A 13,563-nucleotide genomic window follows, 5' to 3' on the forward strand; every position below is an offset into this window, starting at 1 on the left:
TACCTTTATTTCTCACTGGCCATTTACTTACTTTTTCATTATAGAACATATGTTCTTTAAATACCACTTAATTTTCCCATTTTTTTAATAAAAAAGGCAACTCCCATTGAAGTCACCTTTTCGATATAGTTAAGCCCTGCCACAGCACTTTTTGTATTTTTTCCCGCTACCACAAGGACAAGGATCATTCCGACCTATGACAGGTTCTGTATGGACATGAGGCATTTTCGCCGCTTTTGCACTCTCCATAATGATCTGGGTACCCTTTTGCTTCATTTTTTCGTAGCGTTGTTTAAACAGTTCCATTATATCTTTGCTATATTTCAATGTATCTTCGGCGATATCCATTGCCTTTTGTTTGGAAGTATTATAATCCTCTAGAACAAATTGATTATCATGGAAAGAAACACGTATTCCAAAATGTTGCCCCGCTTGCTTATTATCTTTCTTTTCCTCAACGAACTCTAGATAGACTTCCTGGCAATCGCAAGTCTGATGCATGCAATAGTAATCATAAATCCAATACGTTTTATCTTCATACTTACTTTTTAATGCAATGCCGTTTTCAACGCCAAAGACATCCAAATATTTAATCGCTTTTCCATCAATAATTTCAAATGGATCAATCGTTCTCATCTATTAGACACATCCTAATTCATCAAAATTTATTAACCTCATTTATTGTACAACCTAAATCCTAAACCGTCACTTGAAACGAAGCAGACAAAGGCGTATCCCTATTCTTCAACTACAAAAGCTATATATAAAAGAGGAGCAGTACCTCCGTTTATGGCAAACGGAGATACTGCTCCATGAGTTATGCTGCTATAGCTTTTGTTTTTTCTTTTTTCTTGTAAAATAATAAATAACCCAGATACCCGATGTAGATAATAGATACAACCAATACAATGGCCCAAGCTTTGTAAATGGTTTGGTTATCAAAGACACCTGTAAGGGTCAATAATGATGGAATAGTCAGTGTAACCCATGATAGTACAAGCGAAATTTTCCCGACGAATTCGGAAATGGGCAACTTCTTACAGTTGGTCAAATAGAACATTCCCCAAAGGAACGACCATAATACCCAGTTCAACCCCTTCACCATGTCACCATATTGAGCAAACTCTACGGTTGCGTACACAAGGGACAAAATGGATACCCATAGTGAAAAGTACCCGAGACCGCTTCCATCCATCCCTTTTAGAATGGTTATTCCCAAGTACAAGTAGGTAAAACCAAACAAGAATATCGATGCATGTCCTAAAGACATTGCATTGCTAGATTCTGAAACAATAATTAAATAAAACGCACCGAGCACCTGAAACGAGCCAACAAATAAATTAAATACCGCAACATTTCTTGCATCGGCTTTTCCTAACGTCATTTTTCCATTTAGGAATAAAGTCGCTCCTGCAAGAAGTAATATAATATTTCCCATATTTAAAAGAATGAACGTGTGTTCACTCTCTATGTCCCTCCTCTTTATTAACTCTGCACAAACAAAAAAGCATCACTTCATTCAACATGCTATTTTACGATCTTTTAGTTTTCTAATATAGTAATTGACCACTACTTTGATAATACCATATGTTTGTGTTTTAAATCTAATTGAAAAAAAAAAAAGAAGCGTTTCCGCTTCTTGTTCATACGATCCAAGTCGTCAATTGGTCGATTGGCGTTTTTTTTGCTGGTTTGGGCTCCATATCCGGATACCCCAGATAGATAAAAGCCAGGATTTCCCCTTTGGCCGATAAACCGAAAAATTCCCTCACCTTATCATGATAGGCAATTTTACCGGTTCTCCATACCGCACCCAGCCCCAGCGAGTGTGCCGTTAATAGCATGTTCTGAACAGCACTGTTGACCGCACCATACTCTTCAGTTAGAATGACATTTTTCTTATCGCTAGGCTCAATGCCTACCGCAATGATGACAGGCGCCCTCAGTGGGTTTTTCTTTGCTTTTTCCATTTTGCTTATTAGGCTCTCTGGTGTGTCATCCACATTTTCAAGTTTAGTGATTTCCTCAAAAACCTGACCAAGCTTGTTTCTTCCTTCACCCATCAGTACGAAAAACCGCCAAGGCTCCGTTCTAAAGTGATTAGGTGCATAAGTTCCGGATTCGATAATTTGTTCGATGATTTCTTTGGGCACAGGATCTTGTTTGACCAGCCCAATACTTCTTCTCGTTTTAATGGCTTCAAAAGCATCCATCGTAGATTCCCCCTTATCCTTTTATCTCCAGAAGCTTCTGCTTCAATTCATTTTCCATCACGGCAAGTTCCTGCTCAGCATGACGTCGTTTATGTCTTCCTTCTTCTTGAATTCTAAGCGTTTCTTCAAGAGTGGAAATTAAATTGGCCTGTGTATTCTTAAGCGTTTCAATGTCTACCAGCCCCCGCTCATTTTCCTTGGCGGTTTCGATCGTATTGACTTTCAACATCTCCGAATTCTTCAATAACAGGTCATTCGTCGTTTTGGATACCTGCTTTTGTGCCTCCACGGCATGACGCTGTCTGATTAAAGTCAATGCAATGGCGACCTGGTTCTTCCAAAGTGGGATGGCCGTCATGATGGAGGATTGTATCTTCTCGACAAGTGCCTGATTCGTATTTTGAATCAACCTGATCTGCGGAGCGCTTTGAATTGTGATTTCGCGGCTCAATTTCAGATCATACAGCCTTTTATCGAGTCGTTCAGCAAATTGGCGCATATCGTTGACTTCCTGGAACTTCATCTGGTCATTGCTCATCTCAGCAGATTTCTTAAGCGCAGGAATGGTTTGCTCATATAACTCTTCAAGCTTGATTTCCCCTGCTGCGATATAGACATTCAACGCTTGGAAGTACTCCTTATTCGTTTCATAGAGCTTTTCCAAGATTACAATATCCGATAGGAGTACATTCTTGCTACGATCAAGCTTGACGCTGATTCGGTCGATTTGAGCGCCTGTTTTTTGGTACTTCGAAAGGGCTTCCTGTACCGAGCCTGACAGTTTGCCGAACATTCTAGCGAAGAACGAGGGTTTTTCGGCCTTCAGTTCATCCGGGCTCAATTCGTTTAATTTCTTCATTAGATCACTGATGATGTCGCCTACCTCACCAACATCCTTCTTTTGCACATGCTCAAGCATCGAATTGGAAAAGGACAGTAGCTTTGATTGGGCCGGTGTTCCATACGATATCATGGCCTGATGATTCGTCGGGTCGATCTGTTTCGCAAGCTGATAGGCCTTCTCCCGATTCTCCTCCGGAATCACATCGATGAGTTTGACCGGCTTTGCTTCCTGTTTGGACAATGTTTCTTGCTCCTTCACCTCAGCAAAAGGATTGGCTAAAAGGTCATCCATTAAATTAGAGCTACTGGCATTATTCAACAAATCAGAATCCTTATTATTCATTTTAGCCTCCTGCTTTCCTCTATTTGTGACTCTTTGCGTGTTTTAATGGTTTGTTTCGCAACATCCAATTCAAAATTGAGGGTATCAATATCATCGGAAAGGACTTTATATAAATCTTTTTCTATCGTTTTAGTAAGATCCTTCAACGTCTTTCTAGTTTCGGTCAATGACAGTTCAAGCTCCTTGTTCTTTCTCGGTTGCTGGGCCAGAAAAACATATTTCTCTGCCAATTCCGTTGCGGAATCCAAATGAGAATAATAAAACGATTCAGCTTTATAGAACCTTTTCGGCTCTTTTTTAGTCAGACTATATATTTTCCTGATCATTTTAATCATATCCTTCCTCTGTTTGAAGGAAGAAAGGTGACGCACTGAAATAAGTGCCTTTTGAACCCGCCAGATTTTTGGCTTTGCTTCATCTATATTTTTCTTTATATATTGATATTCTTTCCTTGTAAGTTGATGTTTTTTTAAAAATCGTGAAGTGAAATAAAGTGAACCCAACCAGTAAGTGAGCCCCCCTCCGACCAGTGAAAAGACCACCGAAAGCATGAAGGATTGATCTAAGGCAAATAGGCTGATCAATCCCACCAACAAAGCTATCGGGGCTGCAACCAGCATAGGAACAACATCAGCAAGAAATCGATTCATTAGTATTATCCTCCTGACTTACACTCTTTTCTATATATACGGATGATCGCTACTTTAGTTTCATAACGGAAGAAAGATTTCTTCCTTACCTAAACGATATAGGAACTGGCGGATTTCTGCAAATTTATTGAAATGATTTCTTTTCCTCAAATCAGAAACCTTTCATATGAACATCCCCTAGGCAGCCATCTTTGTCACTTTCTTAACTCCCACATAGACTATTGATATCTGTCTATCCAGATTTTAAAGGAGAGTGAAGTAATGAAGCATCACGGTTTCTATCCGTTGCCCCAACAAAACGGAAATCACCAGTTCCAAGAGCTGGATATCGAGGCCAAGCTCCCCCAAACGCAAACGATTGAAGGAAGAATCCTGGAACTTGAACGTCAAAATGAACGCCAACAGCTGAAGAGAATCAGCCAGGTTCATCACGATGTCTCACGCATAAACGCTGCCGTGGACCAGGTAAACCAGATTGTGAATAGGCTCAGTGAACATGATCAGCAACGAAATAACAAAATCACCAAACATCCATGGGACGACGAAATTATCCCGTTTCGCTATACCGTTGAAGACTAATGCATAAAAACAGCAGGGCCTTGCACCTGCTGTTGTATATTTATTTCATCCAAGGCATCATATGACTAATTCTGGATGGATATACCTGCCGAATCTATTAATCAAACGTTTGATTAATAGAGGTAAAGCATACTTTAGCGCAGGGTATAGCTTTTATGAAACCGTGTCATCCGTCTTCCTTAATAATCGATACACCACTTCTTCTATCCCTATATTGTAATACCCCATTTCCCGGAAGCTCTCGGCCGCTTGCTTCAGAGTCCCGGTAAATTTCATGACCCCTTTTTGCAACACACCAATACGGTCACATAACTTCACGATTTCACTCATATCATGGGTAATGTATACAATTGTCTTCCCTTGCTCTGCCAATCTCTTTACATATTGATTAATTTCAAGCTTGGATTGAAGGTCGATCCCGACAGTTGGTTCGTCCATCAAGAGAATATCCGGATCGTGAATCAGAGAAACGGCAATGTTCAGTTTCCTCTTCATTCCTCCAGAGAGGCTCGATACCCTTTCATCCCACTTATCCTCAAGCTGTACGGCATCACATAGCTCCAGTAGACGTTCTTCCGTTACTTTTCCCTTTACAAACTTACTCCAAAAACGAAGATTTTCTTTGACGGTAAACTCATCCCATAATGCGATATCCTGTGGGACAAAACCAATGAGTTGACGAACTTGCTTCGTTTGCTTTTTTAAATCCAGCCCATTAATCCTGATGTTGCCACTAGAAGGCTGTAATACGGTTGCAAGGATGGAAATGAGTGTTGACTTCCCTGCCCCGTTGGATCCCAAAAGTCCAAAGATTTCTCCTTTTCCTATTTGCAATGACACATCATCAAGTAGCAAGTTATCTCCGTATCTCTTTACGATATTATTAATGATAATCATCTGACGTTCAGCCCCCAATTTGTCGTTTTCCAAAGCAACGCTATGCAAACTCCCGAAAATAATACGGTCCATCCAATCTCGCTAAATGACGTATACAACGGGTAGGCCGTAACCCATAGAATTTTCTGAGGAAGCCAAAGGGATATAAATTCAAACGTTGGGGAAATATCACCAATCGGAAAAAAACTCCCCCCCGCAATTGCCAGAATGAATGCCATTAATGAACCGGCCACATAATAGCTTCCGAGATGATGCATCCGACTCGCCGTCCACATGCTGATGGAAGTTGTAAAAACGATGAACAGAACCATTCCAAGATATAGAAAAAGTGTAGTTTCCATAAGTTGAAAATACCTTAAAACCATTAAACTGCAAGCAGCTTGAAGAACATGAAAAAGAATATAGGCTCCTGACGTCTGTCTTAAATAAGAGGCGAGTCCTATATTCGTCGTCATTATTCTCGGAAATAAAACGGAGCGTTCCTTCACGACCCAATCCGATGTAATGAAACAGGACAGCATGGTGAAGAAACTCCAAACACCTAGGTAGGAAGTAAATAGAACATCTTTATTTTGTGTTCCCGCTATACTATTTTCACTGACATAGTTTATGGTCATCAACGGTTTTGGATCCAACTGATCTTTCGTATATTCGAATGCCTCATCCCACACATCCGCCTTTATGCCTTTTTCTTGTTGATAGAGCTTTTCCACTCGATTGGCAGCTTTGACGGAGCTTGTCACCTTCGTAACCTCACTCGCTACCACTTCACGAACAATACCCGAGGCTATGGAAGTTGGTGAAGTCCACAGCTCGATGCTCTCTTTTCTTTTGTCATCTAATATATGCGCCTGAAACCCTTTCTTTAAGACGAATATACTGTCTACCTCATTACGGGAAAGAAGGGTATCGGCCTCATCGAATGAGGTCTCTTTCACGACGATGCGTTGCTGTAGCTCCATTTGTTTGATGAGGTTTCCTGAAAAATCCGTTTGGTCTTCATCTACGATAGCAATCGGGATGACCAATTCCTTTTGTTGCTTCTCCAGTAACGAACCCACCCCAACAGCGGCCACGATCGGTAGCAGAAACAATAGGAGGGTAATAGGCTTGAACATATGCTTTAGTTTCTCTATCATGACTCCCATTACCTACTCCTCCTTATTTGTAAAATCCCCTTTATGATGAAGACACTGCACAGAGATAAAATGATGAGCCAAGAACCAATTTCGACAGGGGCATAGGCTGCTTCCTCCTGCACCATTGCGAACATGAACTTGAGGACCCATCCATTTAATGAAAATAAATTCAAGATTTGTAACCAATCCGGAAAATATACGACGGGTATGAAATGCTCACCAATGACAGCCCCTAAAAGAATAAGGCCGATGCCGGCAAATTGATAAAATCTTTCATTCCGTATCATCGCCTCCATCCAGCTAAAAAAGGTTATAAATACGAAAGCAGCCACGAGTGTACTGCCGATCCATATACTTATCTCCATCGGTTTAGAGATCCCATTCCATAATAAGTAGAGAAGAGCAATCAGGATGGAACTGACCGAAACCATGATATATGCCGCAAGCATTCTAGATAGGGTGGATTGAAAATGAGAAAAACCCAATCCCAAAAGACGGTTTTCTATGGCTGCACTTTCATTTCTTTTCAGTAATAGAAGCCCTAAAAAGCTCCATATCATGATAAGCAGTATATAAAAAGAGATAGCATAATAATGTAATAGACTTTCCTGAAAAAGATTCTTTTGCTTTTTTTCATCAAAGATTTCCCCACGACTTAGTACATGGAGGGAGAAGGAAAGAACATCCCTTTTGAATTGTTTCTTCTGCATGCCCTCGGATAACTCCGCCTCTTCCATGAAGTAATCGATTGTATTGATCCCGCCTTGTGCAGCTGAAGTAAAATCAGCCGCACTTTCCATCACATGACGGACAAGCTGGGATTGAAGTGGTCTTTGGCTGTTTCCCGTAACTTTGACGGGTGTATTGATGCCTCGTGCTACGTCACGGCTAAATCCCTTAGGAATGTAAATAACTGCCGCTACCTTATTATTATGGAGGAGTTCATATGCCTTTTGTTGACTGGTATCAACGGTGGTCATGACCCCATTCAAATGCGGGCTATCCGTAAGCTGCTGGATGACCATCTTCGTTTCTACCGTAGGGTCTTCATTTATTACAGCTACCTGAAATGCTTGAACTCGGCTCTCCTCTTTTAAAAAGTGATTCCCAATCACACCCGCACCCAATAAAAAGAAAATAGGAGTCAGCCACAATGCTGCGGCCGATTTCCTATTTTTCAACAGTACCTTTAGATAAAAGGAAGTAAATACAAACATGTTCCTCATATAAAACTCACCCTACTTAAAATGCATCATCAGAATCTTCATCTTCAAAATCATAATATCCATCATAACTCGCTTCATCGCCATAATCGTAATCGAACATATCTTCAGAAATGAGCCCGTATTTCATACCGAGCTCCATAAGATTCGTCCCTACTTCTTGCTGGATTTCATACATCTCATCAGGAGAAATGTCGACAACACTTAATCCCTGACCAGAATCAAGCTTAAAATCCTGCATATCCACTTTATCTTTCAGCTTCGTCTTGGAATCCAGGTTGATTGTGACGCTTCCCGATTCCGAAGCATCCTCTAGTCCGACTGTCATCTTGAATTTTGAATTAGAATACTCATCCTTTATGTTCAGGTCATTCTTCTGTTCAACCGTTCCCTTCCATGCAGACGGCATATCCGAGAAATCCGCACCATCAAAGTCCAGGTTGAATGTCCTGGTGATATCCTGTTTCCCAGCTTTTTCTTCTTTGATGTCACTCTTCATCGTAAACTTGATTTCATTGGTATCACCAAACTCTTTAAACATAAAGGCTGCCTTGAGATCTTCAGTCCGCTTCTCTTTTTTTGCGGCAACATCATTCGTGACACTGAACATTACCTCTGTATCCTGATCATTATCAGGTGCTAAATTGATACTGAATTCTTTGAATGCCTGATCATCCCCGTAAGGAATGTTTTTACCTTTCATGACCACATTAACTTGATCAGAGCTATCCCCTATTGATGTCGTTACTTTACGGTCGATGATTCGCTCTTTCTTGTCTATTAATAAAGTGGAGGTAAATCCTTCAGCAAAACGGATATCCTTCAATTCACCCTTAGCGTCTTTCAAGCCGTCAACCAATTGGCGTTTCATTGCCTTTGTATCTTGCATCTCTTCATCTACCTGTTCGGTTAAGGCAGCAGCACCCGCCACCTTTTGAGCCCGTTTCACTAGAATATTATGAAGCTCTGTATCTTTAATCATTTCATCCATTAAGTCGTCTATGAATGTTTTAGTTTCAGAAGCAGAAAGTTTCAGAGTGACTTTCCTTACCTTCATGGCATCGCCTTCGTGCTTATATTCCACACCTTTTTCAACCTTGAATTGATCATCATCCAAATTATCCATCAGGAAAGATCCATAGCGTTTTTGTATATGTTTCTGTTCCTTCTCTGTCAGTTTCAAATCCTGCCATTCAAGGTCTGATATTTCCAATGTTTCCGGTCCATCATATAACGGATCCATAATCCGCATGAACTCCCCATATTCATCAAAGTTCAGGAAAAAGAACTTATCATATAACATGGGCACCTTTAGTCCGGCTTGGTCCTTGGATTGGACCATTTCCACATCCATTGCTTTTTCCTTATCAATATTTAATGCGACGGTGTAATGACCCTGATTCGTTTTGGGATCCTGATCCATTTTGGCGGAAATCGATGCCTGGCCCAATAGTTCCTTGACCATCTCGAAGTCTGGATCGCTCCCTAAGGAATCCATGTCGACATCCCCACTTAGTGTCATCTCCGAACGGGAAGGTTGCTGCATCGTTTTCTCTTGGAATTCCAATGAATCACCATGCTGATCCATCCATTGATCTTTTGCATATTGATACGATTTATATTCAGAAAGTAGATATAATTATTTTGGGGATTTATGAAGAATAATGGCTGCAGCTGCACTGGAAATAAGGATGATTGTTAAGATTGCCGCAATGATTAGCGTTCTTTTGTTAAATCGCTTCTTCGAGGGCTTTTCCTCAGCTTGCTCCTGCCTCATTTCTGCAGCGGCTATTTCTTTTTCCGTGAGCTGTTCTTCCCCCGGAAGTACCGCACCGCATGAAGGACAAAATTTTGCATCCGCATCCACCGGCTTACCACATGTTTTACAATTTTTCATTTTTCATTTCTCTCTCCCTTATCCTGCTTATGACTCCATAAACTACTAAAACGTTAGTCCTTTATCATCATAAACAACATATTTCTATAATTCTATGTTTTCGACAAAAAAAGACAAATCCTACAGGAATAATAGGCATGAGTACCCATTCAATTTACGTATCACCCCTTACCTCAATTTTTTCTTATTCCTATTGCTCGGTGTAAATGACACATCGCCTTATCCTATGTACATCCAACCTGACATTATTACTGTAAATGCCGTTTTCGGGTAAACCACCCATATCAAGCTAAAAAAAACGGGAGCACCTTAGCGCTCCCGTTTCACCTAACTCAGTTTATAAGTTGAGCTAATTTTTCATTTCTTGCGTCTTGCTCTTCTTTGGAAGATAAATCATACTTCTTTAGCAGATGGAAAAGTTCATTAAGCATTTCTTGCGTCTGCTCTTTTTCCAGCAACTCCTTCAAAGCTTCGCCTAGCGTTTTTGGCAAGAAATCCTGTTGGCTACTAAGCTTCATCCTGACATCTTGCCTGGTATGGTTAAGATTGCATGCTCCCAATGATCATTCACTCCTTATTTCTTTCATGGCATCATGAAACCCAAGCATACTACCGTTCCCCCCCATTAATCAAACGATTGATTAAATTTTAAAAGGGACCATCCTCTTCTTCATCACAAAAAAAGCCAACATACTAACATGTTGACTTTAACGTCTTTGAAAGGATGACCTTCTACTTCTTTTTAGTTATGCCTTTCCAAAACTCTTTGGCAACTACCTTATACCCGGACTTACTCAGATGGATATCTTGTTTATTCGGAAGATACTCTTTATATTTTTTCCCTATTTGAGTTTCAGTCGATACGTAGGTATCCCCATTTTTCTTTGCTACCGCTTTGATTTGTTCATTTAGACTTTTCAATAGTGGCAAAAGAAGTTCCTGTTGCTCTTTCGGATAGTAGGGGAAGGGATTATAATAACCCATCACATATACCTTGGCCTTTGGGTTCAGTTTATCGATCGTACGGAGAATGCTTTGCAAATTAATACGGACCACATCGATTGCTTCCTGTGCATTGTAAGGGTCCGTCTTAATTTTACCTAGGAGATCATTGGCACCAATATCAATGGTGATGTGGGTCGCTTCTTTAATTTCCTTTCTGACCTTACTGCTTTTAACCAAATCATTCTTCAATTTTTCAGAGGTATACCCGGGTACACCAAAATTATCGAAATCGGCCAGCTTATATTTATTCTTCACAAAAGAATCCGCAATATAATCGGCATATCCATAATCGATGACCCCATCCGGTGTTTGCCCAGCAGCCAACGAATCCCCTAAAGCGACATACTCCACTTTCGCCTGTTTGGCCGTTGCACTAAATGGCGTGGCCACCAATGCCACCGCTAATAACATACTTGCCGCCTTCTTCTTATTATTCATTTCCTCTCCCCTTTTCCTAACCCTTTTTTGTCTCACTACAATAGTTCTTTTTTCCCTGGTAGATTCCTTCTTGTTCAGAAGATAACTTTCTGACAAAAAACCACAAAAAAAGCCCGGTTTCCCGGACATCTCTTGTTTGCTTAAATTTTGAAAGCAACGACCTTCTCTTTCAATTCCTCGGCCATCCTCGCCAGTGATGAAGCAGAGGCGGTGATTTCCTCCATGGAAGCCAGCTGTTCCTCTGAAGCTGAAGCAATTTCGGCCGTACTTGTTACCGATCCTTCCGCAATACGGGTTACTTGCTCAATGGCCGCGCTCACTTGATCTACACTCGCTGCCATTTCCTCCGATACAGCGGATGCCTCTTGTATTTCGGAACTTACCATTTCTATCGACTCTAGGATGGAATCGAATGTTTTCCCAGTCTCCTCGACAAGTTTCATTCCCTCTGTCACTTCCTGGGTACCATAGTTCATCGTATTGACCACAAGTACCGTATCATCTTGAATATTCTGAATGAGGTCAGCAATCTGCTTAGCTGACTGGCGAGATTGTTCAGCCAATTTCTTGACTTCATCAGCCACGACTGCAAAACCTTTCCCATGTTCACCGGCTCTTGCCGATTCGATAGCCGCGTTCAAGGCTAAGAGATTCGTCTGGTCGGCTATGCCCGTGATCACTTCGATGATCTTGCCAATTTCATTGGATTGATCATTCAGTTTTTTCACCACTTCATTTGATTCGTTTGTGGACGTTGAAATGGATTTCATTTGTTCAATCACTTTGTTAAGATACTCGCTACCGATATTGGCTTGTTTTGCGGCCTCCATTGCCGATTCAGTAACAGCGGAAGTCGTTAAGGCAACTTTCTTGGTACCGATGGCCATGACTTGGACACCCTTTGAACTCTCTTCTACATAGTTATTTTGAGTTTCAGCCCCACCGGCCACTTCTTGTATGGCCGTTACCACCTGTGTTGTCGCAGAATTGGTTTGTTCCGCGCTTGCCATCAGTTCCTCCGAAGAAGCAGCAACTTGATCCGTTGCAACATTCACCGTATTGATCAAACTTCGCAAATTACCTTTCATTTCATTAAAAGAGCTGGCCAATTCACCGATTTCATCCCTATTCTTCACTTTCACATCTTCTATCGTCAAATTTCCGGCTGCAATCTGTTTCGCTGCAGCTGAAACGAGCAGCACAGGTTTTGAGATGCTCCGGTTTATGATTAAAGCAATCGCCACCCCCGTGATAATGGCTAGGACGCTTATAATCAGAATAATCCTTTTCACCCCGTTAACCTGAACGGACAATTCATCACTTTTTTCTAAAAGGGCAGCCTGTTGATAATTAAATGCCTCTTCACTCACTTCATTTAATTTTATTGTAAGGGGAGCTCCTTGATTGTTCATTAAGTCGATGTATCCTTTTTTATCATCTAGATCCTTTAATTCAATTAGCTGTCCGGCCAGCGTTTCATATTCGGTAGCATAGCCATTTAGCTCGTCCAAAATTTCCTTTGCCTCGGGATCTAGACTAAGCCCACTATATGTATCGAAAGCTTGTTTGAAGGAATCCTTCGATTGTTGGAACGCTGATAAATATTTATCCGTATCATTGACCAAGTACCCTCGGAGGGCGATTTGTTCCGTGCGAATCGCGTCGACCATTTTTGTCGAAAGAGAAATCTTTTTGACACGGTCTTCTATAACACTTGAATAACTATCGTCTACACTGTTGAACTGATAAAATGTAATCCCCGTTATGATAGCTAAAAGAGACAATACTCCGCAAAAGCTCCATAGTAATTTTTTCTTTACAGTCATCTTCATCTTTCCATCTCCTACTTAAGTTGCATTTTTCTATTACGCGAGTACGTGATAATGATTGTATCGGTGAAAATACGGTTAGTTTTAGTTGGTAAATAATTACATTAGACTTCTTTGTAATAATTTGCGTCATACCCTTCCATCTTTTATCCACTTATGGCAGGAGAAAAAAATGAACAACATGCCCGCTCACCAAATAGGACAGAATAATATTATCTTGGATATATTGTTCGAATTTCAGCAAGATAATCTAGAAGGTCAAGTATCAACAAAAGAATAAGGAGACTTCTTGATGACTATTTTAACTGATGTCAAACTATGTGCCGCCAACCTTAAGGGAGTGGAAGCTGGACTCTCTAGCCTGGCACTCCGAACTCAGGATGACGAATCGAAGCGAATCTTACACGAAACGATGATGAAAGTGAATGAAGTGAGGAAAGATATTCAAAAGAGGGTCGGAAAGTTAGAGAGCGAAGGATTACAATAAGACCGGGGTATGGAGGTGCT

The 13,563-nt window shown here is 40.8% G+C and carries 14 protein-coding genes and 1 pseudogene; 2 read left to right on the forward strand and 13 right to left on the reverse strand.

Translation table 11 applies throughout. The features are described from left to right. Window positions 1-129 precede the first annotated feature (129 nt). The 5 genes and pseudogenes from ACQKL0_RS17965 to ACQKL0_RS17985 all read right to left on the reverse strand — a co-directional run. Window positions 130-237 (reverse strand): annotated as a pseudogene (locus ACQKL0_RS17965) (SEC-C metal-binding domain-containing protein); the annotation flags it as partial. 580 nt (window positions 238-817) lie between these two features. Next, entirely contained in the window at window positions 818-1,438 is a 621-nt protein-coding gene (locus ACQKL0_RS17970) for an AmiS/UreI family transporter (RefSeq protein WP_427688937.1), read from the reverse strand. A gap of 205 nt (window positions 1,439-1,643) precedes the next feature. Continuing rightward, window positions 1,644-2,213 (reverse strand): nitroreductase family protein, encoded by a 570-nt coding sequence (locus ACQKL0_RS17975; RefSeq protein WP_402872166.1) that lies wholly within the window; start codon window positions 2,211-2,213, stop codon window positions 1,644-1,646. A gap of 13 nt (window positions 2,214-2,226) precedes the next feature. Next, on the reverse strand, window positions 2,227-3,399 hold the full coding sequence (locus tag ACQKL0_RS17980; RefSeq protein WP_402872169.1) for a toxic anion resistance protein: 1,173 nt from the start codon (window positions 3,397-3,399) through the stop codon (window positions 2,227-2,229). Then, a complete protein-coding gene (locus tag ACQKL0_RS17985; protein WP_402872172.1) occupies window positions 3,396-4,049 on the reverse strand; it encodes a 5-bromo-4-chloroindolyl phosphate hydrolysis family protein in 654 nt (217 codons plus the stop codon). Before ACQKL0_RS17985 ends, ACQKL0_RS17980 begins: the two co-directional genes overlap by 4 nt. 261 nt (window positions 4,050-4,310) lie before the next feature. On the opposite strand from ACQKL0_RS17985, the gene ACQKL0_RS17990 reads away from it, so the two are divergent. Further along, complete coding sequence (locus tag ACQKL0_RS17990) at window positions 4,311-4,628, forward strand: hypothetical protein (protein WP_402872175.1); 318 nt, start codon at window positions 4,311-4,313, stop codon at window positions 4,626-4,628. Window positions 4,629-4,781: 153 nt separating this feature from the next. Here the strand turns inward: ACQKL0_RS17990 and ACQKL0_RS17995 are convergent, their stop codons facing one another. The 8 genes from ACQKL0_RS17995 to ACQKL0_RS18030 form a co-directional block, all read right to left on the reverse strand. Beyond that, complete coding sequence (locus tag ACQKL0_RS17995) at window positions 4,782-5,525, reverse strand: ABC transporter ATP-binding protein (RefSeq protein ID WP_402872178.1); 744 nt, start codon at window positions 5,523-5,525, stop codon at window positions 4,782-4,784. Further along, on the reverse strand, window positions 5,522-6,673 hold the full coding sequence (locus tag ACQKL0_RS18000; RefSeq protein ID WP_427688940.1) for an ABC transporter permease: 1,152 nt from the start codon (window positions 6,671-6,673) through the stop codon (window positions 5,522-5,524). The genes ACQKL0_RS17995 and ACQKL0_RS18000 overlap by 4 nt, the downstream gene beginning before the upstream one ends. Next, complete coding sequence (locus ACQKL0_RS18005; protein ID WP_427688942.1) at window positions 6,673-7,890, reverse strand: ABC transporter permease; 1,218 nt, start codon at window positions 7,888-7,890, stop codon at window positions 6,673-6,675. The genes ACQKL0_RS18000 and ACQKL0_RS18005 overlap by 1 nt, the downstream gene beginning before the upstream one ends. 16 nt (window positions 7,891-7,906) lie before the next feature. Further along, window positions 7,907-9,475 (reverse strand): hypothetical protein, encoded by a 1,569-nt coding sequence (locus ACQKL0_RS18010; RefSeq protein ID WP_427688944.1) that lies wholly within the window; start codon window positions 9,473-9,475, stop codon window positions 7,907-7,909. A 51-nt stretch (window positions 9,476-9,526) separates the two neighbouring features. Next, window positions 9,527-9,784, reverse strand: coding sequence for a zinc-ribbon domain-containing protein (locus ACQKL0_RS18015; protein WP_427688946.1), 258 nt, complete (start codon window positions 9,782-9,784; stop codon window positions 9,527-9,529). A 332-nt stretch (window positions 9,785-10,116) separates the two neighbouring features. Then, entirely contained in the window at window positions 10,117-10,344 is a 228-nt protein-coding gene (locus tag ACQKL0_RS18020) for a hypothetical protein (protein ID WP_402958590.1), read from the reverse strand. Window positions 10,345-10,516: 172 nt separating this feature from the next. After that, window positions 10,517-11,227 (reverse strand): GDSL-type esterase/lipase family protein, encoded by a 711-nt coding sequence (locus tag ACQKL0_RS18025; RefSeq protein ID WP_427688948.1) that lies wholly within the window; start codon window positions 11,225-11,227, stop codon window positions 10,517-10,519. A 140-nt stretch (window positions 11,228-11,367) separates the two neighbouring features. After that, the gene (locus ACQKL0_RS18030; protein WP_402872195.1) at window positions 11,368-13,059 is read right to left on the reverse strand and encodes a methyl-accepting chemotaxis protein; all 1,692 of its coding nucleotides are present in this window, start codon (window positions 13,057-13,059) and stop codon (window positions 11,368-11,370) included. Between the two features lie 289 nt (window positions 13,060-13,348). Between ACQKL0_RS18030 and ACQKL0_RS18035 the strand changes: the two genes are divergently transcribed. Continuing rightward, the gene (locus ACQKL0_RS18035) at window positions 13,349-13,543 is read left to right on the forward strand and encodes a DUF1657 domain-containing protein (protein ID WP_402958596.1); all 195 of its coding nucleotides are present in this window, start codon (window positions 13,349-13,351) and stop codon (window positions 13,541-13,543) included. The last annotated feature ends 20 nt before the right edge of the window (window positions 13,544-13,563 follow it).

It is taken from the genome of Peribacillus sp. NPDC097264 (assembly GCF_050277925.1).
GTDB lineage: Bacteria > Bacillota > Bacilli > Bacillales > DSM-1321 > Peribacillus.

Coding starts and splice junctions, on each gene's coding strand:
- ACQKL0_RS17970 (WP_427688937.1), bottom strand. CDS start 1,438: ATGGGAAATATTATATTACTTCTTGCAGGAGCGACTTTATTCCTAAAT.
- ACQKL0_RS17975 (WP_402872166.1), bottom strand. CDS start 2,213: ATGGATGCTTTTGAAGCCATTAAAACGAGAAGAAGTATTGGGCTGGTC.
- ACQKL0_RS17980 (WP_402872169.1), bottom strand. CDS start 3,399: ATGAATAATAAGGATTCTGATTTGTTGAATAATGCCAGTAGCTCTAAT.
- ACQKL0_RS17985 (WP_402872172.1), bottom strand. CDS start 4,049: ATGAATCGATTTCTTGCTGATGTTGTTCCTATGCTGGTTGCAGCCCCG.
- ACQKL0_RS17990 (WP_402872175.1), top strand. CDS start 4,311: ATGAAGCATCACGGTTTCTATCCGTTGCCCCAACAAAACGGAAATCAC.
- ACQKL0_RS17995 (WP_402872178.1), bottom strand. CDS start 5,525: ATGATTATCATTAATAATATCGTAAAGAGATACGGAGATAACTTGCTA.
- ACQKL0_RS18000 (WP_427688940.1), bottom strand. CDS start 6,673: ATGGGAGTCATGATAGAGAAACTAAAGCATATGTTCAAGCCTATTACC.
- ACQKL0_RS18005 (WP_427688942.1), bottom strand. CDS start 7,890: ATGAGGAACATGTTTGTATTTACTTCCTTTTATCTAAAGGTACTGTTG.
- ACQKL0_RS18010 (WP_427688944.1), bottom strand. CDS start 9,475: ATGGATCAGCATGGTGATTCATTGGAATTCCAAGAGAAAACGATGCAG.
- ACQKL0_RS18015 (WP_427688946.1), bottom strand. CDS start 9,784: ATGAAAAATTGTAAAACATGTGGTAAGCCGGTGGATGCGGATGCAAAA.
- ACQKL0_RS18025 (WP_427688948.1), bottom strand. CDS start 11,227: ATGAATAATAAGAAGAAGGCGGCAAGTATGTTATTAGCGGTGGCATTG.
- ACQKL0_RS18030 (WP_402872195.1), bottom strand. CDS start 13,059: ATGAAGATGACTGTAAAGAAAAAATTACTATGGAGCTTTTGCGGAGTA.
- ACQKL0_RS18035 (WP_402958596.1), top strand. CDS start 13,349: ATGACTATTTTAACTGATGTCAAACTATGTGCCGCCAACCTTAAGGGA.